The organism is Pseudomonas sp. 1176_21, assembly GCF_052850635.1.
On record NZ_VXCV01000012.1, the window covers coordinates 1 to 24,311 of the forward strand.

Consider the following 24,311-nt stretch of genomic DNA (forward strand, 5'->3'; position numbering starts at 1 on the left):
CGGGGAAACTGCCACGACAACGCGCCGATGGAGCGGTTGTTTCGCAGTTTGAAAACAGAATGGGTGCCAACAGTGGGATACATGAGTGCTTCCCTGGCACAGCAGGATATTGGTCGGTTTTTGATGCAGCGCTACAACTGGCAACGGCCACACCAATTCAACGGCGGACTAGCGCCCGCCGTGGTTGAAGAAAAACTTAACGCAGTGTCCGGGATTAGTTGACCACTACACCGGTAACCCGTAATACCCCATTGCTACAGATCAAGCCAGTTTCGTGACCCAATGACGCGCCATCGAATCCCCTAATTACCAGCATGCCGCATCCGGCCACGGAGGGCGGCGCATGCATGGAGAAATCGGTAGAAAACAAACCAGCCTCGCCCTGCTATCTGACAAGCCACCTTGCGTAGAAGGGCAAAACACAATTTTTGCGAGCAAGCATTATGAGCTCCCCCTCAAGCAGCTCCGCAAGAGGTAGCGCCTTCCTCACATAGGCATGACTATCATGCGTGGAAGCTTCCTCCATAAGGAGAAACAACGCCCCTTGAAGGTCTGTCCACGCACCCTTGAGAGCGCCCATATCCTGATCATTGAACAAGAGTTGCAGCATTAGGATATCCCGCTCCAACTCATAGCGCGCAACGGGCCAACTTTCATTAAGGAGCTTTTTTTCGTGAGCGGTCAAACCGTGAATACCATGCTCACCGTTCACCTCGCTTTCTAAAAACCTGACGATTATATTTGCGCGAGTCAGTGCTAGCCCAGACTTTTCATAGCGCTCTGACCAAAGTTTCTCGTGCTTAGCTTTCAATACGGCAGAGTACGCTGCAACAGCAGCAGCAATTAGAGTCAACATCGTTGTAAGCATAAAAGTCCCTTGCTCCGCTCCAATTCGAGGCGAACACCAATACCCCAATTCAACGAATCACGCCACCCCGGCGAGGCTGGTGGCTGCCCGGAGATCACCATGAGCACATTCGCAGTCTTCGGCGTGACCGCCGACGTAGCGCTGGCTGAAGCGAGGAAGATCACCAAGACGACCAGGTCGAGCGGGAAAGCCGGCGCCCCCCCCTCTGCAGCTGACCCTTGCTGAATGGAATGAAGCCGTCGAGCAGCGCGCCGCAGCGATCATGGTCACCGAGAAGGTCAAGCAACTGAGCCATCTGTTCGATGCTCCGCAGTACGCCCAGCAGTTCATTGAGCTGGCCAGGAAGTCAGGCCAGTGCCGCGATCTGCGCATCAGGGCGAAATGCGAACTCACCGATTCAAAAGGCAATCCGTTGATCAACCCCAAGACCAAGCTACCGATGACCGGCTGGACCGAATACCGCCACGTATCGCCCGACGCCGAAAGGTCCCATAGCCTAACGCCTAATTCTACGCTGGCAGAGTCGGATCATTTGCAAACGACGGTACGTGGCAGTTTCACAGATCTTAATATATTACTGTGCCCGGACATATGATATTTAGCTCAATCACAGCATATCCTCACAGTGAGCTTTAAGCACACTCCCATACTCGTCAAAGAGGCTAGTAAATTCACTCCTAGTAAAGCGCTTCGAAAAACTCCTAGAGGCGAACTGAAATTCTTCTGGCGAGAAATCCTCAAGCATAACTATGAATCTACCGGAATTGAGATCGGCCTCCTCAATCATCGCAATAGCGGTGGTTCTGTCTGAGTGAGATTTGACGCTGTCTCGTAGCATCCGCGCCTTTACCGCGTCCTCTTGGTAAATCTCACCGCAAACGTAAACCCGCTCCACATTACTTTTCGCTCCGGTGAGCTGTGTTAGCCGGTCGTCCAACGGGTTGCCACAACCCGAAATAAGAGACACTAGAAAAATTAAAAAACCATACATGTATAATGAACGCATACCCCATCCCTTCAGTTTAAATCCTGTGCGCGGGCGCTTACTAAGCGACTATTTGACCCTATCGGACGGAAAATGGACAAGTGACAGAAGACTCCCTCGCCTACGAAAACGGGTCCACGCGGCCAGCTCGTACCCCACAGGCTCCTGGACTACTTCTACACGGACTGCGAAAAATATGGCTGAGCGAGCCGCCCTGGAGCGCAAGCCCTAGCAGGAGAACATTTGTACTCCACCCGACGAAGCGCCATCGGCGGGTGCGGTTTGCGTGAACAAAATACTGCTTATTTGAACAGTACTATCTATGCATTTCCTCATCGTTTCAATGCGCGTGCGCGGCGTGCCGCGTAGCCAGAAAGAGATCCGCGCATTCAACCCGATCCGCGGCGACGTGCACCTGCGCCTGGATGAATTCGCGCCGCTGGGCAGGCCGTCCAACTCTGCTCACCTGCATCACACAATGTCCGGAAAACCTCCCCTGCCGCCGCTGTACGAAGCGGTGATGACGGGTATGTCGAGTATGAGCGTGACGTTCACCGGCATCGAGATCATCGACGGCGTGGCCTACGCGCAAAGCTGGTGGGTCTGCGTTCCGTAGCAACACCCCTACCCCTCTCACTTCTATTCACTGTCGCGATATGGCGGCCAAAGATATGCCGTGGGCAAAACAATTATCCTGACCGGGAAAGCGGTCGTGAACTTCCGCAAGGTCATGGAGAACGTGCCGGATGAAGAGGTTCAGGACCTGGTGAGCATGAGTGACACCAGGGAGGACCAGATCACTGAGGACGACCTGCTCGACATCGAGTGGATTCATGACGACGTGACGATCAAGGTGAAGGAATGACCCGCCTCGCCCTCTGCCTCCTGCTGCTGGCCACCGGCGCCAGCGCGACCGAGAACGTCATCGACGTTGAGCACGACAGTCATCGCGGCGTCACCTGCTACATCCTCAACGGCGTTGGGATCAGTTGCATCCCCGACAGCCAGCTGCAGGCCGGCAACGAGCGCCAGCTCTCTCCACACGAACAAGACACCACCCCTACCCCAGCCCAGGCGCCAGCGTGCTGAAACGAAGAGAGGTATTCACTGTGAGCAAAGCTGCCCGCAAAGATGTGATCGACGAAATGACCAAGGAAGACTTGGTGGAGTGGATCAGGTCGCAGCTCTTCTTTATCAGGCCCAAGAAAAGCGACGTGCTGTACCTGCGCTGGAAGCTGCAATCAGCGGAAGCACTGGCCGAGATGGAGAAGGAGAACCGCGCACTTGATCATCTCAACTTTGGCGAGCGTGACCGTCTGGCCCGGCATTTCAATGAGTCGACATGCCGTCATGAGCAGCTGCAACTGATCGAGAAGATCGAGCCTTACAGCAAGGCCATGTCAGCACACCTCAAGCGTTCCGAAGCGATCAGCCGCAAGCAGCGAGTTGACCCCTTGTATGACCAAATCGACGCAGAGCGCCGGAAGGAAGGGCACGCATGACAGACCTGATCGAAGTGAATACTGCCGAGCTGCTGGGCGAGCAGTTGGCCTGGGCGGTCGCCGAGGCCGAGGGGCTGGATGTGCATGTGGCCAAGCCGCACTATGGCGCGCCGGCAAGGGTGTTCGTCCGGTACCGCGGCGAAGCAACCGAGCGCTGCGAGCGGTACAGCCCGCAAGAGAACTGGATGCTTGGCGGGCAGTTGATCGAAAAGTACCGTATCGTCTTTGGCCTCTACTCGGATTCGTTCTTTGCCGTCACCGGGCGGGATGACGTCTCAGGCGACGCGGACGGTTCGACCCACCTACTCGCTGCATACCGCGCCATCACCGCCGCCAAGCTCGGCGGTACCGTCGAGGTGCCCAAGGAGCTGATGCCCCAGACAGAATAAACTCAGTCTTCGCTCATCTTATTTTGGACGTAAGTGCATTCTTGGCAGAGCATGTCACCTGACTCGTAGCAGCTCTCCAGATCTTCGTCATTGATGAACCCGCTACCGACACAACCATCTCCGCCCTCGTCCTCCGGCCCGAAAACACCTTCACAAGCTACACGTTGAATGAGAGGAAGGATGAAGCGCTCGAAGTGATAGCGCTGATTGGCAGATAACTGCCCCAGGTTAGCCTCATCCGCAGCTATAAATTTAGCGACGCCCAAGGTCGCATCCGAGTCTGTACCTGTAGGCACATTTCCTTCAATGGTTTCAGGTTCGTTTTTCACCAAATAGCGAAGTGCTGCCAGATTCATAGTCGTCTCCATTCAACGATGAGGAGGCGAAAGAATAGCCATCCAGATAACAAGTAGCAAATAGCCACCCTCACCCCAGGAATTCTACTCAATTATCAAGCCTGCAGACATGCGCGGGAATGGAGAGCTATTGCCATGACGAAAGAAGAACTCTCGAGCCTGCCTGCAAAGGTCCGCATTGCAATCGAGGCCGGCAAAGCCGCAGCGGCTGCGTGCACCGAAGACGGCGGCAGCGCCAACTTGGACCGCGTAGTGATTCCGGTGCCAAGCCCTCGCGCCAGCCCCCCTGGGCACCGATCTTAGCCTGGCTCGATTGAAGTGGGCCGAACTGGAGGCCAAGGAGAAACCCAAGGACCTGGTCACCATGGGCGCGATATTCGATCTGTACGAGTGTGACATCGTTCTGAAGAAGGTGGCCCGTCCCCAGAAAGATAACCTGGCCGAGATACGCCAGTTGCGCAATTACTTCGAGAAGGCGCCAATTGACGGAATCACGCCTGCGCATGTGGCGAAGTATCGCGATGCTAGGACTGCGCCGGTCAGGGCGAACCGTGAGATCGCCACCCTGTCGCACATTTTCAATATCGCCCGGGAATGGGGCCTCACCATCAACGAGAACCCGTGCCAGGGCGTGCGCAAGAACAAGGAAGTACCGCGAGACTTCTATGCCAATGACGCGATCTGGAGCGCGGTCTATGCGAAAGCGGTGGGTGAACTGAAGGACGCCATGGACTTGGCGTATCTGACGGGCCAGCGTCCGGCGGACGTGCTGGTGATGAGGCGGGACGACATCGAGGGCAATGCCCTGGGTGTGAAGCAGAAGAAGACCGACAAGAAGCTGCAGATCATGCTGGAAGTGGATGGCGTGGAGAGCAGCCTGGGCGCCCTGATCAGGAAGATTCTGGCGCGCAACGCTTCGCATGGGTCGCCATACCTGCTGCTGACCGACTACGGTAAACGGGTGACGGCACCGATGCTGCGTCATCGCTGGGACGACGCCCGAGAGGAGGCGGTGAAAGAAGCAGTCTCCGCCGGACACCAGGTCCTGGCTGGCAAGGTCAGCCAGTTCCAGTTCCGCGACATTCGCCCGAAGGCGGCTTCCGAGATCACAGATGTCGACCACGCCAGCCTGCTGCTGGGCCACACCAAGGGCGACATTACCGAGCGTGTTTATCGTCGAATTGGAGCCTTGGCGAAACCCTCCAAGTAGCAAAGTATTGTCAGCGCTGACAAATCAAAACCATTCCCAAGGGTGTTCCCATGAGTAGTTTTTCTATGCACCAAAAACGCAAAAAGCCCTGAGTAATCAGGGCTTTGAATATGGCGGAAGCGTAGAGATTCGAACTCAACGTAAAGCGCTCTTCCGGGCTGGAGGCCTTGATTTGCGTGGGCTGCAGCGTGCGAATGTGCGTGTTTTTGTTCCCAAGTTGTTCCCATCGACTTTGTGGGCGGGACCCGCGCGGCACCTTCTACATGGGGTTAGTCGCGTTTCAGGTTGACCCGTCAAAAAGAGGTAATTTAGGTAATCGATTTTTTTTAACGGCTGAAAACCCTTACAGAACAATGTGTTGAACGATTTTACTAAAGGTAATTTTTTGGTAATTGAAAGGTAAGTGAATTACCTCTGTGAGCGGTTGAAATGGGAAAACTCAAGACCCTTTAAAATCAATAGCTTAGAGAAAAATTACCTTTTCGATTACTTCAAATTACCTATTCAGGTAATCGCTGTACCCCTTGTAAATCAAGGCCTCCAAGCCAGTCCGAACTACCCCCTTACCAAAATTACCTCTCAAAAAGGGTGCTCCTGAAAAAGGCCTCAGAAGCGCCACAGTTGGTGCATCGGAGAAACGGAGGGGAATGCAGGGATTCGAAGGGTTTCCCCACCCTATCTATGCCCCAGAAGCCCAGAGCCTGGGCCGTCGGGAGTAGTCTGCAGGGGTGCAGAAAAAACGACACATTTAGACCGCCGGCGTGGCGGGGGGACGAGTGCGCGCGCCAGGGCCTGAATGACAGCAGCCACTCCCGGACGACGCTGATGTCGACATTGGTCTGGTAGAACCGAAGAAGGTAGGATCCGCTGAGTTCACGTGCCTATGGCACTACAAGGTTTCATGCGAATGCTGCTGCAATAAATCAGGGAGAAGAGGAATGCGTAGAGACCCAGAACTGATCCGACTGCTTATGCTCAAGCTTGAAGCTTGGGAGAAGCCGGCCACTGCAATTCAGTACATCGGATATAAAAAAGACCTTGCTATCGCGGGCTACACCGATGACGAAGTCTACTATCACGTCGATCAAATCCTACAAATCGGGTGGATCGACAGTGGAGGCCCCCTGAGTATTACGGGCATGACTCCCGGTGGTCAGTTTTCCTTCCATGGACTGACCCCAAAGGGACACGACTTCGTAGACTCAGTAAGGGATGACGTGATTTGGAAGCTGACGAAAGACGGAGCGAAAGAGGCTGGCGGATACACGCTTCAATTGTTATCGGCACTCGGCAAGGGATTCGTCAAAAAACAGATTGAAAAACTGACGGGTATTCCAATCGGCGAAGGATGAGAAAAGCCGCCTCTAGGGCCAATGCTGCTCACTTAAGCCGCTGACCGAAGGTTTTAGTTTTTCGGTGCTGCGGCGAAGTCCAAGAAAAACGGCGCTTTCCCATTTCGGGGTAAGCGCCGTTTTTCCTTAAGTGAACAGCATTGGCCTCTAGGGCGGCTTTCTAATGTGCGATCTGACTTCAGTTTGCCGAACTGCTCGGTAAGCTGAAGTCGCGGAAGCGCACAACCTCCTCCCCCAACCATTCATTGATCTGCAGTAGCCTGGCCTGCTCTGGCTCCAGTTCGTTAACAGCCCACACCTCAGCCGCATCGCGGATCGATCCGAAGCCCCCAGCGTTCTGCGGGACCACCCCCATCAACTGCGGCGGGATGCGCAGCATAGCGAGCTGGTCGTCGCGGCTGATGTTCTTGATCGCCCCGAAGTCGTCCTTCGCCGCCACCTCACTAATTGGGATCAGTTGCAGCCCGTCCTTCTTGCCACCAGGTGCGTACATGAACAGGTTGCGGAAGTTGCCCGGGCCCTTGCTGTTCTTCATCGCCGTGCGCAGGTCGTTGACGAAATCCTCATTCTGAGCGGCGTCGGTCATGTACATGATGAAACCGGCATGACTGCCGTTCTGGTAGTACTTGCGACGGAACAAGGTGGCGCTCTCATTGAGCAGCGCACTCTGTAAAGCCGGGAGCCATTCGGGTAGGCCGTAGATCTCCTGGTTGATATCCGCCACACGCAAGTGACAGACGCTTCCCGACTTGAATTCGTGCTCGTCCTTCCAGCCGCGCACCTGGTAGTAAGTGGTCAGGTCATTGCCGCGGCGCATGTACTTGGCCAGGCAGGGCTGCAGGCCGATCGCCTGGCGCAGCATGTTGTCGCGCTTCTCCAGGTAGAGATTGCCCGACCAGCCCCAGTCCATGACGATCTGCTCGAAGGCGTGTCGGCTCAACAACCGGTGCGGTATGAATGTGCGGGCCAGTGCATTGCGCTTGAAGATCAGGCCAGACTGCAGGTAAACGCTGGCCTTCGACGACTTCGCCAGGCCATCCAGCGCAACCGGCGGCTCATACCAGCGGCCGTTGGACCAGCACTCCAGGTAGTCGAGGATCTCCCGGCCATCAAGCACCGGTACCGGATCACCAAAAGTGAACGCCATCGACTGCCCGCCCCTGGCCTGTGCCAGAAGCTCACCTTCAGTGGTCTGCGGCACAGTGGCCAGTTCCTGGGGGCTATTCATCAGTAAATCTCCATGATGCCGGTGTTAGCCACGGTCTGGCCCTCCAGCGGCTCGTTGTGCAATGCGTGAAAGAGTGCCCACGCCAGATCCGCGTGGCCGGTGTTGTCAGTGCGCCCGGCGGTGTAGGTGAACTGTCGCCCGCCTGGGGTAACGGTTTTTCGAATGGCCATCAGTGACTGAGCCAGGTCTGTCCACCCCGCGTCGAACTCAAGTCGCCCCTTGCTGATAACGTCCCAGGCCTTCATCACCAGGCGCGTCTTAACCTCTGGGCTGTAGGAGAACGTGCGCAGGGCGGGGAAGAATTGGCGCACCAACTGTGCAACAGCACTACCCAGCCCAGTGGTGTCGATGCCGATGTAGGTGACCCAGTAGCGGCGCGTCACCTGGCGAATGGTCTCGGCTTGCGCGGTGAAGTCCATCCCCCTGAACTGATGTCGCTCCAGGACCCGGAACTTTCCACCCGGTACCAGCGGTGGTGCCACTACGATAAGGCCAGCGGTATCGCCTGATTCGGCGGGGTCATATCCGACCCAAACCTGCCGATCGGCAAATGGTCTTGCCGCGAATGGCTGGTAGTCCTCCCAGATCGACCAACTGTCCACCATGCAAGGCTGCAGCATGTTCAGCGGGAAAATGCTCGCGCCGTCGTCGACGAACTGACACATCAAAAGGTTCTGAAACGCCGCCGCATCGTATTCAAGTCGCAGCTCATCGATGTCGAACAGGTCGCAGCCCCGTTCCTCTGCGTCCAGGATGGTGACGATCTGGCGCCAGATTCGGTCGTCGCAAAGTTTGCCCTGCTGCAACGCGTCATGACTGACGTCCAGTTTCAGGTGCTGGGCAGAGGGTTTGCCCTTGTTGAAACGCTCGCCGGTCCAGAAGGTGTATGCCTCGTGCGCCATTGAGCTGGGCGTCGAGAAGTAAGTCCGGCGGTACTGCTTCTGCATCGCCATGCCCGAGGCGACTTTGTTGAGTTCGTTGAACTTGAAGGTCCAGAAGAATTCGTCAAAGTAGAAGTTCCCGTGGTAGCCCTGGGCAGTCCGCGCGTTGGTACCGAGAAAGTGCATCTCGGCCCCGTTGGGCAAGATGATCGGATCGCCGGTTAGCTCTACCCCAACCGTTTCCCGGGCGAACGCCTGGATATAGGCCTTGAAAATGTGAGCCTGCGCCTTGCTGGCCGACAGGAAAATCTGGTTGCGCCCGGTGGTCAGTGCATCAATCAGGGCTTCCCGGGCGAAGTAGTAGGTCGCGCCGATCTGCCGGCTCTTCAGGATGGCGCGGGTACGCTGGTTGCCTGCGCGGTACCAGTCTTTCTGATAATCGAAGCAACCATCGAGAAACGCCTCGATCAACCTCTCGACGTGTTCCTCTGGGATATCGTTGCGCTTGGGTTTACGCTTTTCACAAGCGTTACGTTTGGCCAGCTCGGGGTTGAGGTCGGTCTCGGTGCCGCCGTCCTGGTAACGCTGGATGCGGGCCTGCCGCTCCATTTGCCGGTGGAGTAAGTCAATCTCCTTGTAGTCCGCGCCCGATTTCGGATCCTTGAGGATCAGTTGTACCAGGCGGGCCTCGGTGGCTGCCTGGATGCGCTCCAGCGGCGTTGCCCGGTCCCACTCGTCGCGGGCCTTCCAGCTGTGAAGGGTCTTTTCCTTCTCGCCGATCAGCTCGGCGATCTCGCACACACGGTAGCCCTGCCAGTACAGATGCTTGGCATGCCGGCGGTGATCGGTGGGTAAATCGACGATAGCGTTCATGCCGCAGATGCTGCCGTTCGCGCGCGCGTGGCCCTATCTCCGTGCCCTGTATCCCTCCCCGCTACAACTCCCCCACATTGCCGCGCCATCGCGCGATGCCGACCATGCCCTCATCGCCAGGCACAACGCCACCGCAATGAGGACTCCCAGCATGGCCGGCAAAACCGACACCACAGCCAAGAAGTACCGCTCCAAATGGACTCGCATCGCCGTTGAAGGCGCCACCACTGACGGTCGCACCATCGAACGCAGCTGGATCGAAGACATGGCCAGCACCTACAGCCCCAACACCTATGGCGCGCGGATCAATTGCGAGCACATCAAGAGCTACTTGCCTGCTGGTGAGTTCGGTTCCTACGGTGACGTTCTGGCTCTGAAGGCCGAAGAGGTCGAGATTGCCGGTGTGAAAAAGCTGGCCCTGTTCGCTCAGCTTCAACCCAACGACGCCCTGCTCGCCCTGAACAAAGCCGGTCAAAAGATTTACACCTCGATCGAGGTGCAGCCGAAGTTCGCCGACAGCGGCAAGGCCTACCTGGTGGGTCTCGCCATCACCGACACACCGGCCAGCCTCGGTACCGAAGCACTGTCCTTCAGTGCCCAACACGGCACCTTTTCCAACCGCAAAAAGGACAAGGACAACCTGTTCACCGCTGCGGAAGAAACCCCTCTGGAATTCGAGGAAGTCACCGACACCCCCGGCATGTTTGCAGCGCTGAAGGACAAAGTTGGCGAGCTCCTCGGCAAGAGCAAGGAAAAAGATGGCAAGGACGCCGCCAGCTTCGCCGCCCTGGGCGAACTGATCGAAAGCCTGGCCACCCATGGCAGCGAGCAAGCGACCGCCTTCGCTGCTGAACAGCAAGCCCGCCAGGACCTGCAAACCAAGTTCGAGAAGCTGGAAAAAGAGTTCACCGACCTGGTTAAGCGCCTGGGTGAAACCGAAGACCACAGTCACAAGCCTCGCCCATCCGTCACCGGCGGCGACGGCAAAGTGCTGACCCAGTTCTGACCCAACTTAGCCCCCGGAGAACACCCCATGCGTAATGCAACCCGCCTAGTTTTCACCGCCCTGGCCGCGCAGATCGCGCTGCTCAACGGCGTAGCCAGCGCCACCGAGAAGTTCAACGTTGCCCCCAGCGTGCAGCAGACGCTGGAAAGTGCGATGCAGGAATCCAGCTTGTTCCTCAAGGCCATCAACCTAATCGGCGTCAACGATCAGGAAGGTGAAGCACTGCTCGCTGGCGTAAATGGCCCGGTAGCCAGCCGCACTAACACCGCCGGCGGTAATCGTCGCAACCCGGCCAATGTCGCCCAGCTGACCAAAGACAGCTACACCTGCAAACAGACCAACTTCGACACCGCATTCCCGTACTCACTGCTCGATGCCTGGGCTAAGTTCCCCGACTTCCAGGTACGCTTGACCAACGCCATCGTCGATCGCCAAGCACTCGACCGCATCATGATCGGCTTCAACGGCACCACCGCTGCGGCAGCCACCGACCGCGCTGCCAACCCGCTCCTGCAGGACGTCAACATTGGCTGGCTGCAGAAGATCCGCACTTCTGCCCCTGCTCAAGTCATCGACGAAGGCGTGCAAGGATCCGGCAAGGTTACCGTCGGCGGTACCAAGGTCATCAAGGTGGCCGGCGTCGCCACTGAGATCAGCGGCGATTATCAGACCCTCGACGGCCTGGTGTTCGACGCTATCCAACTGCTCTCACCTTGGCATCGCTCCCGCCCCGACCTGGTCGTGCTGGTAAGCCGCGATCTGATGCACGAGAAGCTGCTCAAGGCCGTTGAAAAAGGCGCAGCGTCCAACCAGGAAGAGAACGCCGCTCAGGAAATCGTCAGCCGCGCGCGTCTCGGCGGCCTGCCAGTGGTCGATGCCCCGTTCTTCCCCGAAGGCACCGTAATGGTCACTTTCCTCAAGAACCTGTCCATCTACTGGCAGGAAGGCGCCCGCCGTCGGCACATCAAAGACGAGCCGGAGTTCGACCGTATCGCCGACTACCAGTCCAGCAATGACGCCTACGTTATTGAAGACTTCGGCGCCGTGGCCCTGGTTGAGAACATCGAAGCCATGACCTACCCGGCCCCGAGTGAGGCTTAAGCCATGAGCCTGACTCTTGCCCAACGTACCCAGTTGCGAAAAATCGCGGCCCAGGAGGCGGCAGCCGTCGCCCCTGCCGCCCTGATGGATGGCGCCACCGGTTATGAGGTAATGCTCGCCGCACTGCAGCAGGACCAGTTCCGCCTGAAGCAAGTGCAGTCTCAGGAGGGCAAGGCAAAGCTCAAGACCGAGATGCTGCCGGAATACGTGCCCTACGTTGATGGCGTGCTCTCGGCTGGCCAGGGTGCCCAGGACGATGTGCTCACCACCCTGATGGTTTGGCGCTTCGACGCCGGCGACTTCACCGGAGGCCTGCAGGTTGCCGAATACGTCCTGAAACACGGGCTACTGATGCCGGACCGCTTCAACCGCACCACCGGTTGCCTGGTGGCCGAGGAAGTGGCCACCGCAGCGCTGAAAGCGCAAAAGGCTGGCGGCACCTTCCCGGCAGACATTCTGACCGCTACCGCCATGCTGACTGACGACCAGGATATGCCGGATGAGGCTCGCGCCAAGCTGATCCTGGCCCTTGGTCGCGCCACCTTGGAGGGCATTACCGACGAGCAGCCAGGTCAACCGGGGAAGCTGCAAGCCGGTATCGACCTGCTCAAACGTGCGATCGAACTGAACAGCAGCTGCGGCGGCAAGAAAGATCTGGAGCGCGCCGAGCGCCTCCTCAAAAAACACGCCGGCACTGCCGGCTAACCGAGCGTCCCCACGCACCCGGCGGCTCGGGGCGGATCAGCGGGTTAACTCCTTGGCCCAGCTGTGAAGTCCCGACCACCGCCGACCTATTCGAGCGACCAGCATGAGCGGATTCATTGCCGGCGGTATTCCAACCACCGCCTTCCCGATCAGCAACGGTGATTTCTGGCCAGAGATCAACGGACAGCACCTGCGCGCCGCGATGCGGATTACCGACTCCGTCACTGACGACCGCCTGGAGGTCGCCGCCGTCAATGCCATGATCGAGGCCAACCGGGAGCTTGCCGGCTTCCGTGATGCCCAGATCGCCCAGGGCTTCAACAGCCTGGTTGACGTACCGGCGGAACAGATCAAAGGCGAAAGCCAGCAGCTGCACCTCTATCGCCGCGTCATTTACTGCAACGCCCTGGCCGAACTGGTGGAGCGCTACAGCAGCTTCGACGCCACCAACAGCGGCGAGAAGAAGGTCACCGAAGAAGAAAGCAGCGCCGACCAACTGCGTCGGGATGCCCGCAAGGCCCTGCGCACGCTTCTCGGTATCAGCCACACCACTGTGGAGCTGTTGTGATGAACCAGCCCAAGCTCATCGACTGGAACAAAATCTCCCGTTTGGGGCTGTTGGAGCGCATCAACCGGGAAATCATGCATCCGCTCGGATACGCAGTCTGCCGCGAGGTAGAGACCGGGAAGTCCCCCGGCGCGCTGGTATCGGGTGACGGCCCTTGGGTCTACCCGGATCAAGTGACAGTCGAGGATCGCCCCTGATGGCTACCGTAATCGCCAACCAGGGCGACACCGTCGATGCCATCTGCTGGCGCTACTACGGCCGCACCGCCGGCGTCACCGAGACCGTCTTCGACGCCAACCCCGGCCTGGCCGATCACGGTCCCATCATTCCGCACGGCACACAGGTCACCCTGCCCGATGCCGCGCCACAAGTTGAACAACGCCAGGTGGTGAACCTATGGGACTGACCGCCGCCAATCAAAGGACCCCGAGCCATGGCTGATCCGACTTCCAGCTCCATTACCGGCCTGCTGATGGGCCTCGGCCTGGCCACCGCCGTGCCGCTGATCGATGGAGAAGCGCTGTTCGGCGCCATCCTCGGTGCCTGGCTGGTGACCAGTATCAAGCGCGACCTCAAGGCCTGGCAGCGGTTGGGTTCGCTGTTGCTTTCAGCTGGTGTGGGCTACCTGTTCGCACCGGTGGCGTTGAAACTCGCGCCGATTATCAACAGCGGTGGTGCCGCTTTTGCCTGTGCTCTGATCGTTATCCCAATCAGCATCAAGGCCATGCTCTGGGTCGAGCAGGCCGACCTGTTCGAGATCCTGCGCCGCATCAGAGGGGGTAGCTGAAATGTCCATCATCACCCTGGTCATTCCGCTGATCACCGCCAGCGCCTACTTGCTCGGTGCCCTGCGGCTGGCCTGTTACAGCCGAGGCAGTGCTCGGTACCGGCGCGGTATTTCGCTGCTGGCCAGCCTGTTCGGCGCTGCGCTGTGCATGTGTGGGCTTGAGCTACTGCTGTACCGCCCACCGGTCAGCCTGTGGCAAGCCGTTACCGCCGTACTGCTCTGCACCCTGATTTATCGATCGCGCGGCAACGTTGCCGCCCTGTTGAGGCCAAGTCTATGACCCCTACCCTACGTCACGGTGACCGTGGCCAAGCCGTTAGCCAGCTGCAAAAACAGCTCAATCGGGCCGGTGCCAAGCCTGCCTTGGCTGTCGATGGTGACTTCGGCGACGCCACCGAAAAGGCCGTGCGTGCTTTCCAGGCCCGTGCTGGTCTGGTCGACGACGGCATAGCCGGTGAGAAGACCCAATCCGCACTTCTCGGCGGGGACTGTCGGCTGCTCCTGGGCAATGCCACGTTGCTCGCCGGTGCCCAGCGCCTTGGCGTTGAGCTCGCTTCGATCTATGCCATCAACGAGGTAGAGAGCCAGGGTAAGGGCTTCCTGGCCAACGGCAAACCGAAGATCCTCTTCGAGCGCCATGTCATGTACGAACGCCTGGCGATGCCTCGCCATGAAGACGACAACGTGGCTGAACTGAAACGACACGCCGATGAATTGGCTGCTTCGCACCCGCACCTAGTCAACCCAAAGTACGGCGGCTACATCGGCGGAGCTGGTGAACACCAGCGCTTGGCGCAAGCCCGCATGCTCGATGCTCAACGCGCCGACGAGTCAGCAAGTTGGGGCGCTTTCCAGATCATGGGTTACCACTGGGAACACCTGGGTTATTCGAGTCTGGCCGACTTTGTGGCCCGAATGTCCAAGGACGAAAACGAGCAGTTCGATGCCTTCATTCGCTTCATTGAAGCCGAACCAGCGTTGCACAAAGCTCTCAAGGGCAAGAAGTGGGCCCAGTTCGCCAAGCTCTATAACGGCCCTGCCTACGCCCGGAACCTCTACGACGTGAAGCTCGAACGTGCCTACGAACGACACGCAAACTGCGGCTGCACCCTCGACGCCGCGTGACCAACAATCATCGGTCCAGGAGTTCACATGCTCGACATTGCCCAGATCCGCAAGCACAGCCCCCAAGATGGCGACGTGTTCGTACTGCCCGAAGACACTGACCACCAGCTCGCCCAGGACTTCGCCGAGGCCCTGCATCTGGCGTGCCCGGGGGTGAAGTGCCTGGTGGTCATGGCCGACATCCGTCGCTTGGACGTCGCCGCAATGAACGCCGCTGGCTGGTACCGCGCATGAGCGCACTGCGTCAGTGGGGTCTGTCGGCTGTAGCCGCGGCTGTATTGGCCCTGCTGTTCTGGGGGCAACATCAGCGCCTCCAGGTGGAGAAAGCCAAGTCCACCAACGCCGAACAGCGCTTGCAAACGCTCCAGGAGCGCAGCGATCGCCAAGCCGCCACCATCGTTCGCCTGAGTGACGAAGTGCAGACCGAGCGCGCCGCCCAAACGGCCCTGCGACTCACCCAGAACCAGCTGCGCCAAGACCTGGCCGACAGCCTCAACCAGATCCAGGAGCTCGAACATGAAAACGCTGAACTCGCCGATTGGTCCCGCCAGCCTCTGCCTGTTGCTGCTCGCCGGTTGCGCGAGCGTCCCGCCATCACCGGAGCCGCAAGTTATCGTCAGTGGCTGTCCAGTCGTCGTGCCCTGCCGCCTGCCAGCAGCGAAACCGACCGGTAATGGCGAGCTGCTGCGCGACGTGGAAACAGTAGAGGCGGCATGGGCCGATTGCGCCGCCCAGGTCGATACGGTTTACCAGGCCCAGCAGGAAGCCAAACAACCATGAACAAGCCCGATTCCCTGCGCAATCATCTGCTCGCTGCCGTGCCAGAGCTGCGCAATGACCCCGACCGTCTGTTGGTTTTCATCGACAACGGCACCGTCCGAAGCACCGCTGCGGTAGGTCTGTCATTCGAGTACGCGTACACCCTGAACGTGATGCTCACCGACTTCGCCGGGCACCCGGACGCCCTGATGATCCCGTTATTGGCCTGGCTGATGGTCAATCAGCATGAACTACTCGCTAATCTGGAAAAGGGCAAGGAAGCCATCAAGTTTGAGGCAGACATCCTGGACAACAGCAAGGTCGATCTGTCGATCGAGATCCCGCTCACGGAACGGGTGATCGTCAAGAAACAGGACGACGGCACACTGCAGGTCAGCCACCCAGACGAGCCTCAGCTCGAACCGTACCTGCCGGCCGGTGACTGGGAGCTGTACGCAGGCGACTCCCTGATCGCCGCATGGCAGAGCACCGCACAGGACGGCGGCGATATCGCCAGCCCGCACCCCCTCCGCCATGGCTGACAACCTCCACGCCCTGGAAGAATGGGCCGGTGCGCTACTTGCCAAGCTGGAACCCGGCGCCCGCAGCAAGCTCAATCAGGAGATCGCCCGGGACCTGCGCCGCAACCAACAACAACGCATCGCCGTGCAACGCAACCCGGACGGAACGCCCTACGCCAAGCGCAAGCCGCGTCAACTGCGGGGCAAGGCTGGGCGAATCAAGCGGCAGATGTTCACCAAACTACGCCAGGCCAAGCACCTGAAACTACAGAGCACGCCGAATTCAATCGCCATCGGCTTTCTGGCGCGCACGGCACGGATTGCCCGAGTCCACCAGGAAGGCCTGCGCGATCGCCCGGGCAAGGGTGTGGCCGATGTCCAGTACGAGCGCCGCGAACTGCTGGGTTTTAGCAATCAGGACATTGAACTGATCCGCGACCGCCTGCTCGATCACCTCACCCGCTAACCCTGCCGCTGTAGCGAGGCTCAATACAAGCCGCCCGCCGTGCGCTTCACGCGCGCGCATCGCAGCATCAGCGGCATGAACATCGCCGAACTCGCTCGCCTCATCGAAAATCTTGTCCGCCTCGGTACCGTCGAAGCGGTCCAGATGCAGCCGCCTCGCGTAAAGGTGAAAAGCGGCAACATCATCACCGCCTGGCGTCCGTGGCTGAGCCTGCGTGCCGGTGCTGATCGGGAGTGGGACCCGCCCACTGTGGGTGAGCAAGTCGTGCTGCTGAGCCCGTCGGGGCTGCTCACCCAAGGCATCGCGATCACCGGTCTGTTCAGCGACCTGATCCCAGCCAATGGCGACCGTGAAGGTCTGCACCGCCGCACCTACCGCGATGGCGCGGTGATTGAGTACGACAGCATCGCCCACCGACTGCGCGCCATCCTGCCAGAAGGCGGCGTCACCGACCTGACCAGCACCGGCGGCATCAACATCGTCGGCCCCATCAATCACACTGGTGACTACACCCAGCAGGGTAACCAGACCGTAACCGGCAAGGTTACCGTGTCCGAGGACGTGGTCGCCGGCGCCAACAACATCAGCCTGGTCAAACACCGCACCTCCGGCGTTATGCCTGGCCCGGGCACCTCTGGAGCGCCTGTCCCATGAGCGGCATGAATGCCCACACCGGCCGCACCATCGCCGATCGTCAGCACCTGGCGCAGTCCATTGCCGACATCCTGACCACCCCGCTGGGCAGTCGCGTCATGCGCCGAGAATACGGTAGCCAGCTGGTTGACCTGATTGATTGGCCGCTAAACAGCGCCACGCGCCTGCAGGCCTACGCCGCCACTGCAACCGCGTTGATGCGCTGGGAGCCGCGTATCCGTCTGAGCCGCGTCCAGCTGAGCTTGGGCGAGATTCCAGGCCAAGCAATTCTTGACGTGGAAGGCGCCCTCGCCGACTCAAATGAACCATTTAGCCTGCGCGTTCCGCTCACTCTGGGGGCCACAGCATGAACACTATTTTCACGCCGATTGACCTGTCTCAGTTGCCGCAGCCTGCCGTGGTCGAGCAGATCGATTACGAGCAACTGCTGGCCGAGCGTAAAGCCTACGCCGTTGCCCTCTGGCCAGAAGAGCAGCAGGCAGCGATTGCCGCCACCCTGGAGCTGGAATCCGAACCGATGACCAAGCTGTTGCAGGAAAGCGCGTACCGCGAAACGGTCTGGCGTCAGCGGGTCAACGAGGCGTCACTCGCTGTCATGCTCAGTTCAGCCCGTGGCAATGACATCGATCAGGTGGCTGCGAACTTCAACGTTCAACGCTTGGTAATTCGCCTGGCCAATCCAGCGGCTGTGCCCCCGATCCCTGAAGAAAAAGAAAGTGACGATGCGCTGCGCGAACGCGCACAGATGGCATTCGAGGGCTTGAGTACCGCCGGGCCGCGAAACTCCTACATCTTCCATGCGCGCGGCGCTGACGGTCGTGTCGCCGACGCTTCTGCAGACAGCCCATCGCCAGCGGTGGCAGTGGTGACCGTTCAATCGATTTCGGGCGACGGCACCGCCAGCCCTGCCCTGCTCGACGTGGTCCGCACCTACCTGAATGATGAAGACCGCCGACCGGTTGCCGATCGCCTGACCGTCCAGGGCGCTGAGGTCTTGCCGTACCAGGTCAAAGCCACCTTGTTCCTAAAGACCCAGGGCCCGGAAGCCGAGCCGATTCTCGCTGCGGCTGAACAGAAGTTGCTGGCCTACGTCCATCAACGGCGTCGCCTTGGCATGCAGGTATCAGAGTCGGCCATCCATGCGGCGCTGCACGTAGAAGGCGTCCGCAAGGTCGAGCTCGAAGACTGGGTAGACCTGAACGCTACCAGCGCCCAAGCGCCCTATTGCAAAGGTATCACGCTCACTCCGGGTACCGAGCCATGAGCCTGCTGCCCAGTAATGCCACCGCCCTGGAGCGGCAGGCAGCCCTGGCCCTGGCGCAGCTCCAACGGGTACCGATCCCGCTGCGGGACCTGGTCAACCCGGACCGCTGCCCCGTCCCCCTGTTGCCCTACTTGGCCTGGGCGTTTTCAGTCGACCGCTGGGACAGTCGCTGGCCTGAGACGGCGAAGCGCGCCGCGATCCGGTCCTCGTTCTTCATCCATTCACGCAAAGGCACCATCGGCGCCCTGCGTCGAGTCGTAGAGCCTCTCGGCTATCTGATCGAAGTCGTTGAATGGTTTGAGACCGTACCCGAAGGCGTACCCGGAACCTTTGCGTTGAAGATCGGCGTACTGGATACCGGCATCACCGAAGAGATGTACCAGGAGCTCACCTGGCTAATCGACGACGCGAGGCCACTAACCCGGCATTTGACCGGCCTCGCCATCACCCTCGCCACCAGTGGACACATGCGCCTGGCCGTTGGCCTGTACGAGGGTGATGAGGTCGACGTTTACCCCCCTCTTCTACGAGACATTGAAGTGACAGGCACCTATGGCCCAGTGGGCCGGGAACATACAATCGAAACCCTGGACGTCTATCCATGACTGATCAAAACAGCCAGTTCTTTGCGATCCTCACTGCGGTGGGTGAGGCTAAACAGGCCAACGCCGACGCCTTGGGCGTCCCCTGGACTTTTTCCCAGATGGGCGTCGGCGATGCCAACGGCACCGATCCAGTTCCGTCGCGCACGCAAACCAGCCTAATCAGAGAGCGCCGCCGAGCGCCTTTGAATCAACTCAAAGTTGACCCCGAAAACCTGAACATCATTATCGCCGAGCAAGTGATTCCGCCTGACGTCGGCGGCTGGTGGATTCGCGAAATTGGTCTCTATGACTCTGATGGGGACTTGGTCGCAGTGGCCAACTGCGCACCAAGCTTCAAGCCACTATTGAGTCAAGGCACCGGCAAGACACAAGTCGTGCGCCTGAACATCATCGTAACCAGCACAGCCAACGTGCAGTTGAAAATTGACCCCAGTGTGGTACTGGCGACCCGCGAATGGGTCACCGAAGAACTTGCGAAGCAGGACTTCAAGCATTCGGTACTGGTAGCTACGACCGCGGCTGTCGTCTTGAGCGGACTCCAAACGGTCGACGGGGTAGCACTCACGGCCGGGGCTCGGGTGCTGGTGAAAAATCAGGCCGCGGCCAAAGACAACGGGCTGTATCTGGTCGTCGCCGGCGGCGCTTGGACGCGCTGCACCGATGCCGACGCCAGTATCAAAGTCACGCCGGGCCTGTTGGTGTCGGTGGAAAAGGGCACTGCCAATGCTGACAGCGCCTGGCAACTGGTGACCGATGGCCCGATTACTCTGGGTGTCACCGCCCTGGTTTTTGAAATGGCCTTTGGCCGTACCGGGGTCACTGGGACTTACCGGAGTGTTACGGTCGACAAATATGGTCGCGTTGTAGCTGCGACCAACCCGACGACCTTGGCGGGTTATGGGATCACCGACGCGCTGTCAGTGTTCAGTTTCGGGGCGGGAGACATCGGGAAAGTCACCACCTGCTCTGTGGTGTATCAGAATCCGTCAGCTGGACACTTGAACCCTATGGGGCCGGCTGCTGGGCCGGTGCTAACGGTGAGCTTTGCCGACGCGTCGGGCTTCCAGCTCTACGGGCGTGACGATAACCTCTTGTTTCGTGGCCATTCGGGCGGTACCTACGGGCAGGTGCGCACCGTCTGGCATACGGGCAATTTTGACCCATTGCTCAAGGCAAACCTGGTTAGCCCGACGTTCACCGGTCTGCCTTTGGCACCAACGGCGGCGGTCGGAACCAATAACACCCAGTTGGCGACAACGGCTTTTGTGCAGGTGGCACTGAGTCGCCTTGTTGACTCAGCGCCGGGCGCACTGGACACGCTTCATGAACTGGCTGCAGCGCTCGGTAACGATGCGAATTTCTCGGCGACCGTCATGGCTCAAATTGCCACCAAGGCCGACAAAGCAACCACGTTGGCCGGCTACGGTATTATCGATGCGGTGGCTAAAGCGCGGTTCGCCACCTTGAGCGAAAGCGCTGCGCTGGATCTGGGTGCCGCAAGCTTCTTCTTGTTGAATGCCACCGCTGGAGCGCGAGAGTTCCAGCTCCCTGCCTCGATTGTCGGCCTGGCCGGTGTCGATCTGATTGTTAGGCGCCTCGATAACTCGGGCAACCGTCTCGTTGTAAAGGCGTCTGGCTCAGACAAGATCCGCTTTCACACCCACTTGCGCGGCGAAGGCTATCCGTTCTTTGTGCTCATGGGCGCGGGCGATTACTGGCACTTGCGTAGCGATGGTCAGGGTAACTGGTGGCCAATTTCGCGATACGACAACACGGCGCTGGGGCGTCCGGTCTTCGAGACAGCTACGGAAATCAGTCCGGGCGGATATGGCCTTTTAAACGGGCCGGTACTGGTTCGATCTGAGTGGCCCTGGTTGTGGGATCACGCGCAACAGTCAGGGATGCTGACGACCGAAGCGGCGCGGGCCGGTATGGAGGGCGGGTGGACCAGTGGCGACGGTGTCCAGACCTTCCGAGGCCCGGAAGGCCGTAGTGAATTCTTTCGCGCTCTAGATGAGTCACGCGGAGTGGATGCTGGCCGGGTTGCCGGTAGCGGCCAGGGCAGCGCTAACCTTTCGCATGACCATAAGGACTACTACCTGTATGGCGGGGCGGCGGCAGGTACTACGCCGCCGGGTGGGTCTTACTACGCCAAAAGCTACTTCGCCAATAACACGAACATCGTTTTGACCAGTACCACCGACCACGCGAGTTCGAGTGGAGCATTTTCCAGAGCCTCTGGTGGGGCAGAGTCGCGTCCGCGAAGCATTGCCCTTCCAGCCCGAATCAAGATGATCTGAGGTGAGCATGCATATTTACTTACACGACCCTATGGGAGCGATTGAAGGGCCGGTAACCCTGCCTGAAGTTCCAGGCTTGGGCGTGCAGTTGCCCAGCAACGCAGTGGTTTTACAGGAGGCTTTACCGGCACCGAATCCAGGCTTTGCCTGGGGGCTGGTTGAGGGGGAGCTGGAGCAATTGCCGGACTATCGCGGCGTTGTCTACGACACCGAACGTGGCGAAGAACAGCACCACGCGATCTTGGGTGATCTGCCGCCATCGCTCACCACTGAGCCGAAGCCCGGGGCTTTCTACTTGTGGAATGGCTCCACCTGGACACTCGATGAGTCGGCCAAACTTGCGCATGACGCTGCGTCTGAACGCGTCTGGCGCGATGTGGAGGTGGCGTCCACTGAGTGGTTGGTAACGCGCCACCGTGACGAGCAGGACATGCGCCGCGAGACCACGTTGACAGTTGAGCAGTTCGCGGAACTGCTGAATTATCGCCAGGCCCTGCGCGATTGGCCCCAATCTGAAGGTTTCCCCTCCAATAACCACCGCCCCGTGGCTTTGACCTGGATTGCAGATCAGATCCAGTAGCCTTCTGGGGCTTGTAAGCAGAAGCTCTACAAGCCCCCGCGCTCGCTGATTCAACACGCGCGCGGCAGCCTGTGCAGTGTCATTCAACTGCACAGGCACACTCCCATGGCCACCGATTACCATCACGGTGTACGCGTCCTCGAAATCAACGAGGGCACCCGCCCCATTCGCACCGTCGCCACTGCCGTGGTGGGCATGGTCTGCACTGCGCAGGATGCCGACGCCACTGTCTTCCCGCTCAACAAGCCCGTCCTGCTGACCGATGTGCTCACCGCGTCCGGCAAGGCCGGTCAAGCAGGCACCCTGGCCAAGAGCCTGGACGCGATCGCCGATCAGGCCAGCCCTGTCACCGTCGTCGTGCGGGTCGCCGAAGGCGAAACCGAAGCGGAAACCACCACCAACATCGTCGGCGGCGTCACTCCAACCGGTCAGTACACCGGTCTCAAGGCACTGCTGGCCGCTGAAGCGCAGCTCGGCGTCAAACCGCGCATTCTCGGTGTACCAGGTCTCGATAACCTGGCCGTGACCACCGAACTGGTGGCCATTGCCCAAAAGCTGCGAGGCTTCGCCTACGCCAACTGTTTCGGCTGCGAAACCGTCTCGGAGGCCCTGGCCTACCGCGCAGGTTTTGGCGCACGTGAGCTGATGCTGATCTGGCCCGACTTCATCAACTGGGACACCGTCACCAGCAGCGCACAGCCTGCCGCCGCCGTAGCCCGTGCCCTGGGCTTGCGCGCCAAGCTCGATGAGCAGGTGGGCTGGCACAAAACCCTGTCCAACGTGCCGGTCAACGGCGTGTCGGGGCTGTCCAAAGACATCTTCTTCGACCTGCAGAACCCCGCCACCGACGCCGGTCTGCTGAACGCCGACGAGGTCACTACCCTGATCCGCCGCGAAGGTTTCCGCTTCTGGGGCTCGCGCACCTGTTCGGAGGACCCGCTGTTCGCTTTCGAGAACTACACCCGTTCGGCCCAGGTGCTGGCCGACACCATGGCCGAGGCGCACTTCTGGGCGGTCGACAAGCCGATGCACCCGAGCCTGGTCCGCGACATCGTCGAAGGCATCAACGCCAAGATGCGCGAGCTGGTGCGCAACGGTTACCTGCTGGGCGGTGAGTGCTGGTACGACGAGGCAGCCAACGACAAGGACACCCTCAAGGCCGGCAAGCTGTACCTGGACTACGACTACACCCCGGTACCGCCGCTGGAAAACCTGCTGCTGCGTCAGCGCATCACCGACCGCCACCTGGTGCAGTTCGCTGCCGCCGTCAACGCCTGATCCCATTTGCCCGCGCGGCCCCGGCCGCGCCGTAGGAGAGCCCGACCATGGCCCTGCCCAAGAAACTCAAGCACCTCAATCTGTTCAACGACGGCAACAGCTACCTGGGCGTGGCCAAGTCGCTGACCCTGCCAACCCTCGGCCGCAAGTTCGAAGCCTACCGGGGCGGCGGTATGGACGGCCCGGTCAAGGTCGACCTCGGGCACAGCGACGACGGGCTGCAAATTGAATGGACCCTCGGCGGCTGGGACCTGATCGCCCTACGCCAGTTCGGCACCGTGCGTGCAGACGGTGTGCAACTGCGCTTCGCTGCCTCGGTACAGCGTGACGACACCGCCGAAGTCAGCGCGGTCGAGATCGTCATGCGCGGCCGCCATGAGGAAGTCGACTTCGGCGACGCCGAGCCTGGTGAAGACACCGAGCACAAGATCACCACCGCCCTCACCTACTACAAGCTCACCGTGGACGGTGAAGAGCTCGTCGAGATCGATCTGCTCAACTTCATCTATGTGGTTGACGGCAAGGACCGGCTCGAAGAGCACCGCAAGGCCCTAGGCATCTAACACCAACTGCCGCCGGCACACCTGCCAGCGGCCACCTCAGTACCAAGGAGCAACCCCATGAAAACCACCGAACCAGCATCGCCGACCAAGAACTTCAACGAAGAGACCATCACCCTCGACACCCCGATCATTCGTGGCGAGACGTCGATCACCAGCATCATCCTGCGCAAGCCCGCCAGCGGCGAACTGCGCGGGGTCAGCCTGATCGACCTGGCCCAAATGGACGTATTGGCGCTGCGCAAGGTCCTGCCGCGCATCACCACTCCGACCCTGACCGACATCGAGATCGGACGCATGGACCCTGCAGACCTGCTGCAATGCGGCGTGGCGGTCGGCAGTTTTTTGCTGAAGAAGTCGGACAGGGAAGCTGCCCTCGTTGCGTAGA

At 59.7% G+C, this 24,311-nt stretch carries 34 protein-coding genes and 2 pseudogenes; 32 read left to right on the plus strand and 4 right to left on the minus strand.

Annotation, left to right across the window (positions count from 1 at the left end; translation table 11 throughout):
- On the plus strand, nt 1-222 hold a 222-nt coding region (locus tag FW760_RS22135; RefSeq protein ID WP_446443965.1), incomplete at its 5' end, for an integrase core domain-containing protein.
- 163 nt (nt 223-385) lie between these two features.
- Here FW760_RS22135 and FW760_RS22140 read toward each other — a convergent pair.
- Nucleotides 386-868 carry a hypothetical protein gene (locus FW760_RS22140; protein ID WP_043861028.1) on the minus strand — a complete coding sequence of 161 codons (483 nt, stop codon included), beginning with the start codon at nt 866-868 and terminating at the stop codon, nt 386-388.
- Nucleotides 869-1,130: 262 nt separating this feature from the next.
- Between FW760_RS22140 and FW760_RS22145 the strand changes: the two genes are divergently transcribed.
- From FW760_RS22145 to FW760_RS22170, 6 genes are all read left to right on the plus strand, one after another.
- Nucleotides 1,131-1,463: a hypothetical protein gene (locus FW760_RS22145; protein WP_218568496.1), complete on the plus strand. Its 333-nt coding sequence runs from the start codon at nt 1,131-1,133 to the stop codon at nt 1,461-1,463.
- 712 nt (nt 1,464-2,175) lie between these two features.
- The gene (locus FW760_RS22150) at nt 2,176-2,469 is read left to right on the plus strand and encodes a hypothetical protein (RefSeq protein WP_043860831.1); all 294 of its coding nucleotides are present in this window, start codon (nt 2,176-2,178) and stop codon (nt 2,467-2,469) included.
- A 96-nt stretch (nt 2,470-2,565) separates the two neighbouring features.
- A complete protein-coding gene (locus tag FW760_RS22155; RefSeq protein ID WP_446443966.1) occupies nt 2,566-2,718 on the plus strand; it encodes a hypothetical protein in 153 nt (50 codons plus the stop codon).
- A complete protein-coding gene (locus FW760_RS22160) occupies nt 2,715-2,942 on the plus strand; it encodes a hypothetical protein (RefSeq protein ID WP_043860833.1) in 228 nt (75 codons plus the stop codon). The genes FW760_RS22155 and FW760_RS22160 overlap by 4 nt, the downstream gene beginning before the upstream one ends.
- 20 nt (nt 2,943-2,962) lie before the next feature.
- Nucleotides 2,963-3,355 carry a hypothetical protein gene (locus FW760_RS22165; protein WP_043860875.1) on the plus strand — a complete coding sequence of 131 codons (393 nt, stop codon included), beginning with the start codon at nt 2,963-2,965 and terminating at the stop codon, nt 3,353-3,355.
- Nucleotides 3,352-3,744, plus strand: a complete 393-nt coding sequence (locus FW760_RS22170) for a phage protein NinX family protein (protein ID WP_043860834.1) — start codon at nt 3,352-3,354, stop codon at nt 3,742-3,744. Before FW760_RS22165 ends, FW760_RS22170 begins: the two co-directional genes overlap by 4 nt.
- Before the next feature lie 2 nt (nt 3,745-3,746).
- Here the strand turns inward: FW760_RS22170 and FW760_RS22175 are convergent, their stop codons facing one another.
- A complete protein-coding gene (locus tag FW760_RS22175; protein ID WP_116054648.1) occupies nt 3,747-4,100 on the minus strand; it encodes a hypothetical protein in 354 nt (117 codons plus the stop codon).
- Between the two features lie 286 nt (nt 4,101-4,386).
- On the opposite strand from FW760_RS22175, the pseudogene FW760_RS22180 reads away from it, so the two are divergent.
- Nucleotides 4,387-5,310, plus strand: a pseudogene (locus tag FW760_RS22180) (tyrosine-type recombinase/integrase); the annotation flags it as partial.
- A 938-nt stretch (nt 5,311-6,248) separates the two neighbouring features.
- Complete coding sequence (locus tag FW760_RS22185) at nt 6,249-6,662, plus strand: DUF2513 domain-containing protein (RefSeq protein ID WP_446443967.1); 414 nt, start codon at nt 6,249-6,251, stop codon at nt 6,660-6,662.
- Between the two features lie 178 nt (nt 6,663-6,840).
- On the opposite strand, the gene FW760_RS22190 is transcribed toward FW760_RS22185, so the two are convergent.
- Together FW760_RS22190 and FW760_RS22195 are read right to left on the minus strand one after the other, a co-directional pair.
- Nucleotides 6,841-7,890 carry a phage portal protein gene (locus FW760_RS22190; RefSeq protein ID WP_446443968.1) on the minus strand — a complete coding sequence of 350 codons (1,050 nt, stop codon included), beginning with the start codon at nt 7,888-7,890 and terminating at the stop codon, nt 6,841-6,843.
- Complete coding sequence (locus FW760_RS22195) at nt 7,890-9,644, minus strand: terminase ATPase subunit family protein (RefSeq protein ID WP_446443969.1); 1,755 nt, start codon at nt 9,642-9,644, stop codon at nt 7,890-7,892. The genes FW760_RS22190 and FW760_RS22195 overlap by 1 nt, the downstream gene beginning before the upstream one ends.
- A 151-nt stretch (nt 9,645-9,795) precedes the next feature.
- Here FW760_RS22195 and FW760_RS22200 point away from each other — a divergent pair, with 151 nt between their 5' ends.
- The 23 genes and pseudogenes from FW760_RS22200 (at nt 9,796) to FW760_RS22310 (ending at nt 24,310) form a co-directional block, all read left to right on the plus strand.
- Complete coding sequence (locus FW760_RS22200) at nt 9,796-10,650, plus strand: GPO family capsid scaffolding protein (protein WP_446444009.1); 855 nt, start codon at nt 9,796-9,798, stop codon at nt 10,648-10,650.
- Nucleotides 10,651-10,677: 27 nt separating this feature from the next.
- Nucleotides 10,678-11,751 (plus strand): phage major capsid protein, P2 family, encoded by a 1,074-nt coding sequence (locus tag FW760_RS22205; RefSeq protein ID WP_446443970.1) that lies wholly within the window; start codon nt 10,678-10,680, stop codon nt 11,749-11,751.
- Nucleotides 11,752-11,754: 3 nt separating this feature from the next.
- Complete coding sequence (locus FW760_RS22210; RefSeq protein ID WP_446443971.1) at nt 11,755-12,456, plus strand: phage terminase small subunit; 702 nt, start codon at nt 11,755-11,757, stop codon at nt 12,454-12,456.
- 103 nt (nt 12,457-12,559) lie between these two features.
- Nucleotides 12,560-13,024 carry a head completion/stabilization protein gene (locus FW760_RS22215; protein ID WP_446443972.1) on the plus strand — a complete coding sequence of 155 codons (465 nt, stop codon included), beginning with the start codon at nt 12,560-12,562 and terminating at the stop codon, nt 13,022-13,024.
- Nucleotides 13,024-13,221: a DUF7415 domain-containing protein gene (locus FW760_RS22220; protein ID WP_446443973.1), complete on the plus strand. Its 198-nt coding sequence runs from the start codon at nt 13,024-13,026 to the stop codon at nt 13,219-13,221. Before FW760_RS22215 ends, FW760_RS22220 begins: the two co-directional genes overlap by 1 nt.
- Complete coding sequence (locus FW760_RS22225; protein WP_446443974.1) at nt 13,221-13,430, plus strand: tail protein X; 210 nt, start codon at nt 13,221-13,223, stop codon at nt 13,428-13,430. The genes FW760_RS22220 and FW760_RS22225 overlap by 1 nt, the downstream gene beginning before the upstream one ends.
- A gap of 27 nt (nt 13,431-13,457) precedes the next feature.
- Nucleotides 13,458-13,811 (plus strand): putative holin, encoded by a 354-nt coding sequence (locus FW760_RS22230; RefSeq protein WP_446443975.1) that lies wholly within the window; start codon nt 13,458-13,460, stop codon nt 13,809-13,811.
- 1 nt (nt 13,812) lies between these two features.
- Entirely contained in the window at nt 13,813-14,091 is a 279-nt protein-coding gene (locus tag FW760_RS22235; RefSeq protein WP_446443976.1) for a phage holin family protein, read from the plus strand.
- Entirely contained in the window at nt 14,088-14,936 is an 849-nt protein-coding gene (locus FW760_RS22240) for an N-acetylmuramidase domain-containing protein (protein ID WP_446443977.1), read from the plus strand. The genes FW760_RS22235 and FW760_RS22240 overlap by 4 nt, the downstream gene beginning before the upstream one ends.
- A gap of 27 nt (nt 14,937-14,963) precedes the next feature.
- On the plus strand, nt 14,964-15,170 hold the full coding sequence (locus FW760_RS22245; protein ID WP_446443978.1) for a hypothetical protein: 207 nt from the start codon (nt 14,964-14,966) through the stop codon (nt 15,168-15,170).
- Nucleotides 15,167-15,529: pseudogene (locus tag FW760_RS22250) on the plus strand (hypothetical protein); the annotation flags it as partial. The gene FW760_RS22245 and the pseudogene FW760_RS22250, both read left to right, overlap by 4 nt.
- Nucleotides 15,453-15,716 (plus strand): Rz1-like lysis system protein LysC, encoded by a 264-nt coding sequence (gene lysC, locus FW760_RS22255; RefSeq protein ID WP_446443979.1) that lies wholly within the window; start codon nt 15,453-15,455, stop codon nt 15,714-15,716. The pseudogene FW760_RS22250 and the gene lysC, both read left to right, overlap by 77 nt.
- Entirely contained in the window at nt 15,713-16,237 is a 525-nt protein-coding gene (locus FW760_RS22260) for a phage tail protein (protein WP_446443980.1), read from the plus strand. Before lysC ends, FW760_RS22260 begins: the two co-directional genes overlap by 4 nt.
- A complete protein-coding gene (locus tag FW760_RS22265; RefSeq protein ID WP_446443981.1) occupies nt 16,230-16,682 on the plus strand; it encodes a phage virion morphogenesis protein in 453 nt (150 codons plus the stop codon). Before FW760_RS22260 ends, FW760_RS22265 begins: the two co-directional genes overlap by 8 nt.
- 75 nt (nt 16,683-16,757) lie before the next feature.
- Nucleotides 16,758-17,336 (plus strand): phage baseplate assembly protein V, encoded by a 579-nt coding sequence (locus FW760_RS22270; RefSeq protein WP_446443982.1) that lies wholly within the window; start codon nt 16,758-16,760, stop codon nt 17,334-17,336.
- Nucleotides 17,333-17,686, plus strand: a complete 354-nt coding sequence (locus tag FW760_RS22275; RefSeq protein ID WP_446443983.1) for a GPW/gp25 family protein — start codon at nt 17,333-17,335, stop codon at nt 17,684-17,686. The genes FW760_RS22270 and FW760_RS22275 overlap by 4 nt, the downstream gene beginning before the upstream one ends.
- Nucleotides 17,683-18,600, plus strand: coding sequence for a baseplate assembly protein (locus tag FW760_RS22280; protein WP_446443984.1), 918 nt, complete (start codon nt 17,683-17,685; stop codon nt 18,598-18,600). Before FW760_RS22275 ends, FW760_RS22280 begins: the two co-directional genes overlap by 4 nt.
- Nucleotides 18,597-19,205 (plus strand): phage tail protein I, encoded by a 609-nt coding sequence (locus tag FW760_RS22285; RefSeq protein ID WP_446443985.1) that lies wholly within the window; start codon nt 18,597-18,599, stop codon nt 19,203-19,205. Before FW760_RS22280 ends, FW760_RS22285 begins: the two co-directional genes overlap by 4 nt.
- Nucleotides 19,202-21,505: a phage tail protein gene (locus FW760_RS22290; protein WP_446443986.1), complete on the plus strand. Its 2,304-nt coding sequence runs from the start codon at nt 19,202-19,204 to the stop codon at nt 21,503-21,505. Before FW760_RS22285 ends, FW760_RS22290 begins: the two co-directional genes overlap by 4 nt.
- Nucleotides 21,506-21,512: 7 nt before the next feature.
- A complete protein-coding gene (locus FW760_RS22295; protein ID WP_446444010.1) occupies nt 21,513-22,085 on the plus strand; it encodes a phage tail assembly chaperone in 573 nt (190 codons plus the stop codon).
- Between the two features lie 105 nt (nt 22,086-22,190).
- Nucleotides 22,191-23,363, plus strand: a complete 1,173-nt coding sequence (locus FW760_RS22300; RefSeq protein WP_446443987.1) for a phage tail sheath protein — start codon at nt 22,191-22,193, stop codon at nt 23,361-23,363.
- Nucleotides 23,364-23,410: 47 nt separating this feature from the next.
- Nucleotides 23,411-23,926 carry a phage major tail tube protein gene (locus tag FW760_RS22305; RefSeq protein WP_446443988.1) on the plus strand — a complete coding sequence of 172 codons (516 nt, stop codon included), beginning with the start codon at nt 23,411-23,413 and terminating at the stop codon, nt 23,924-23,926.
- A 57-nt stretch (nt 23,927-23,983) separates the two neighbouring features.
- Entirely contained in the window at nt 23,984-24,310 is a 327-nt protein-coding gene (locus FW760_RS22310; RefSeq protein WP_446443989.1) for a phage tail assembly protein, read from the plus strand.
- The last annotated feature ends 1 nt before the right edge of the window (nt 24,311 follow it).

Coding starts and splice junctions, on each gene's coding strand:
- FW760_RS22230 (WP_446443975.1), top strand. CDS start 13,458: ATGGCTGATCCGACTTCCAGCTCCATTACCGGCCTGCTGATGGGCCTC.
- FW760_RS22265 (WP_446443981.1), top strand. CDS start 16,230: ATGGCTGACAACCTCCACGCCCTGGAAGAATGGGCCGGTGCGCTACTT.
- FW760_RS22310 (WP_446443989.1), top strand. CDS start 23,984: ATGAAAACCACCGAACCAGCATCGCCGACCAAGAACTTCAACGAAGAG.
- FW760_RS22245 (WP_446443978.1), top strand. CDS start 14,964: ATGCTCGACATTGCCCAGATCCGCAAGCACAGCCCCCAAGATGGCGAC.
- FW760_RS22210 (WP_446443971.1), top strand. CDS start 11,755: ATGAGCCTGACTCTTGCCCAACGTACCCAGTTGCGAAAAATCGCGGCC.
- FW760_RS22220 (WP_446443973.1), top strand. CDS start 13,024: ATGAACCAGCCCAAGCTCATCGACTGGAACAAAATCTCCCGTTTGGGG.
- FW760_RS22260 (WP_446443980.1), top strand. CDS start 15,713: ATGAACAAGCCCGATTCCCTGCGCAATCATCTGCTCGCTGCCGTGCCA.
- FW760_RS22195 (WP_446443969.1), bottom strand. CDS start 9,644: ATGAACGCTATCGTCGATTTACCCACCGATCACCGCCGGCATGCCAAG.
- FW760_RS22215 (WP_446443972.1), top strand. CDS start 12,560: ATGAGCGGATTCATTGCCGGCGGTATTCCAACCACCGCCTTCCCGATC.
- FW760_RS22145 (WP_218568496.1), top strand. CDS start 1,131: ATGGTCACCGAGAAGGTCAAGCAACTGAGCCATCTGTTCGATGCTCCG.
- FW760_RS22160 (WP_043860833.1), top strand. CDS start 2,715: ATGACCCGCCTCGCCCTCTGCCTCCTGCTGCTGGCCACCGGCGCCAGC.
- FW760_RS22225 (WP_446443974.1), top strand. CDS start 13,221: ATGGCTACCGTAATCGCCAACCAGGGCGACACCGTCGATGCCATCTGC.
- FW760_RS22175 (WP_116054648.1), bottom strand. CDS start 4,100: ATGAATCTGGCAGCACTTCGCTATTTGGTGAAAAACGAACCTGAAACC.
- FW760_RS22170 (WP_043860834.1), top strand. CDS start 3,352: ATGACAGACCTGATCGAAGTGAATACTGCCGAGCTGCTGGGCGAGCAG.
- FW760_RS22240 (WP_446443977.1), top strand. CDS start 14,088: ATGACCCCTACCCTACGTCACGGTGACCGTGGCCAAGCCGTTAGCCAG.
- FW760_RS22205 (WP_446443970.1), top strand. CDS start 10,678: ATGCGTAATGCAACCCGCCTAGTTTTCACCGCCCTGGCCGCGCAGATC.
- FW760_RS22285 (WP_446443985.1), top strand. CDS start 18,597: ATGAGCCTGCTGCCCAGTAATGCCACCGCCCTGGAGCGGCAGGCAGCC.
- FW760_RS22280 (WP_446443984.1), top strand. CDS start 17,683: ATGAACACTATTTTCACGCCGATTGACCTGTCTCAGTTGCCGCAGCCT.
- FW760_RS22150 (WP_043860831.1), top strand. CDS start 2,176: ATGCATTTCCTCATCGTTTCAATGCGCGTGCGCGGCGTGCCGCGTAGC.
- FW760_RS22200 (WP_446444009.1), top strand. CDS start 9,796: ATGGCCGGCAAAACCGACACCACAGCCAAGAAGTACCGCTCCAAATGG.
- FW760_RS22185 (WP_446443967.1), top strand. CDS start 6,249: ATGCGTAGAGACCCAGAACTGATCCGACTGCTTATGCTCAAGCTTGAA.
- FW760_RS22235 (WP_446443976.1), top strand. CDS start 13,813: ATGTCCATCATCACCCTGGTCATTCCGCTGATCACCGCCAGCGCCTAC.
- FW760_RS22140 (WP_043861028.1), bottom strand. CDS start 868: ATGCTTACAACGATGTTGACTCTAATTGCTGCTGCTGTTGCAGCGTAC.
- FW760_RS22305 (WP_446443988.1), top strand. CDS start 23,411: ATGGCCCTGCCCAAGAAACTCAAGCACCTCAATCTGTTCAACGACGGC.
- lysC (WP_446443979.1), top strand. CDS start 15,453: ATGAAAACGCTGAACTCGCCGATTGGTCCCGCCAGCCTCTGCCTGTTG.
- FW760_RS22190 (WP_446443968.1), bottom strand. CDS start 7,890: ATGAATAGCCCCCAGGAACTGGCCACTGTGCCGCAGACCACTGAAGGT.
- FW760_RS22300 (WP_446443987.1), top strand. CDS start 22,191: ATGGCCACCGATTACCATCACGGTGTACGCGTCCTCGAAATCAACGAG.
- FW760_RS22290 (WP_446443986.1), top strand. CDS start 19,202: ATGACTGATCAAAACAGCCAGTTCTTTGCGATCCTCACTGCGGTGGGT.
- FW760_RS22295 (WP_446444010.1), top strand. CDS start 21,513: ATGCATATTTACTTACACGACCCTATGGGAGCGATTGAAGGGCCGGTA.
- FW760_RS22275 (WP_446443983.1), top strand. CDS start 17,333: ATGAGCGGCATGAATGCCCACACCGGCCGCACCATCGCCGATCGTCAG.
- FW760_RS22270 (WP_446443982.1), top strand. CDS start 16,758: ATGAACATCGCCGAACTCGCTCGCCTCATCGAAAATCTTGTCCGCCTC.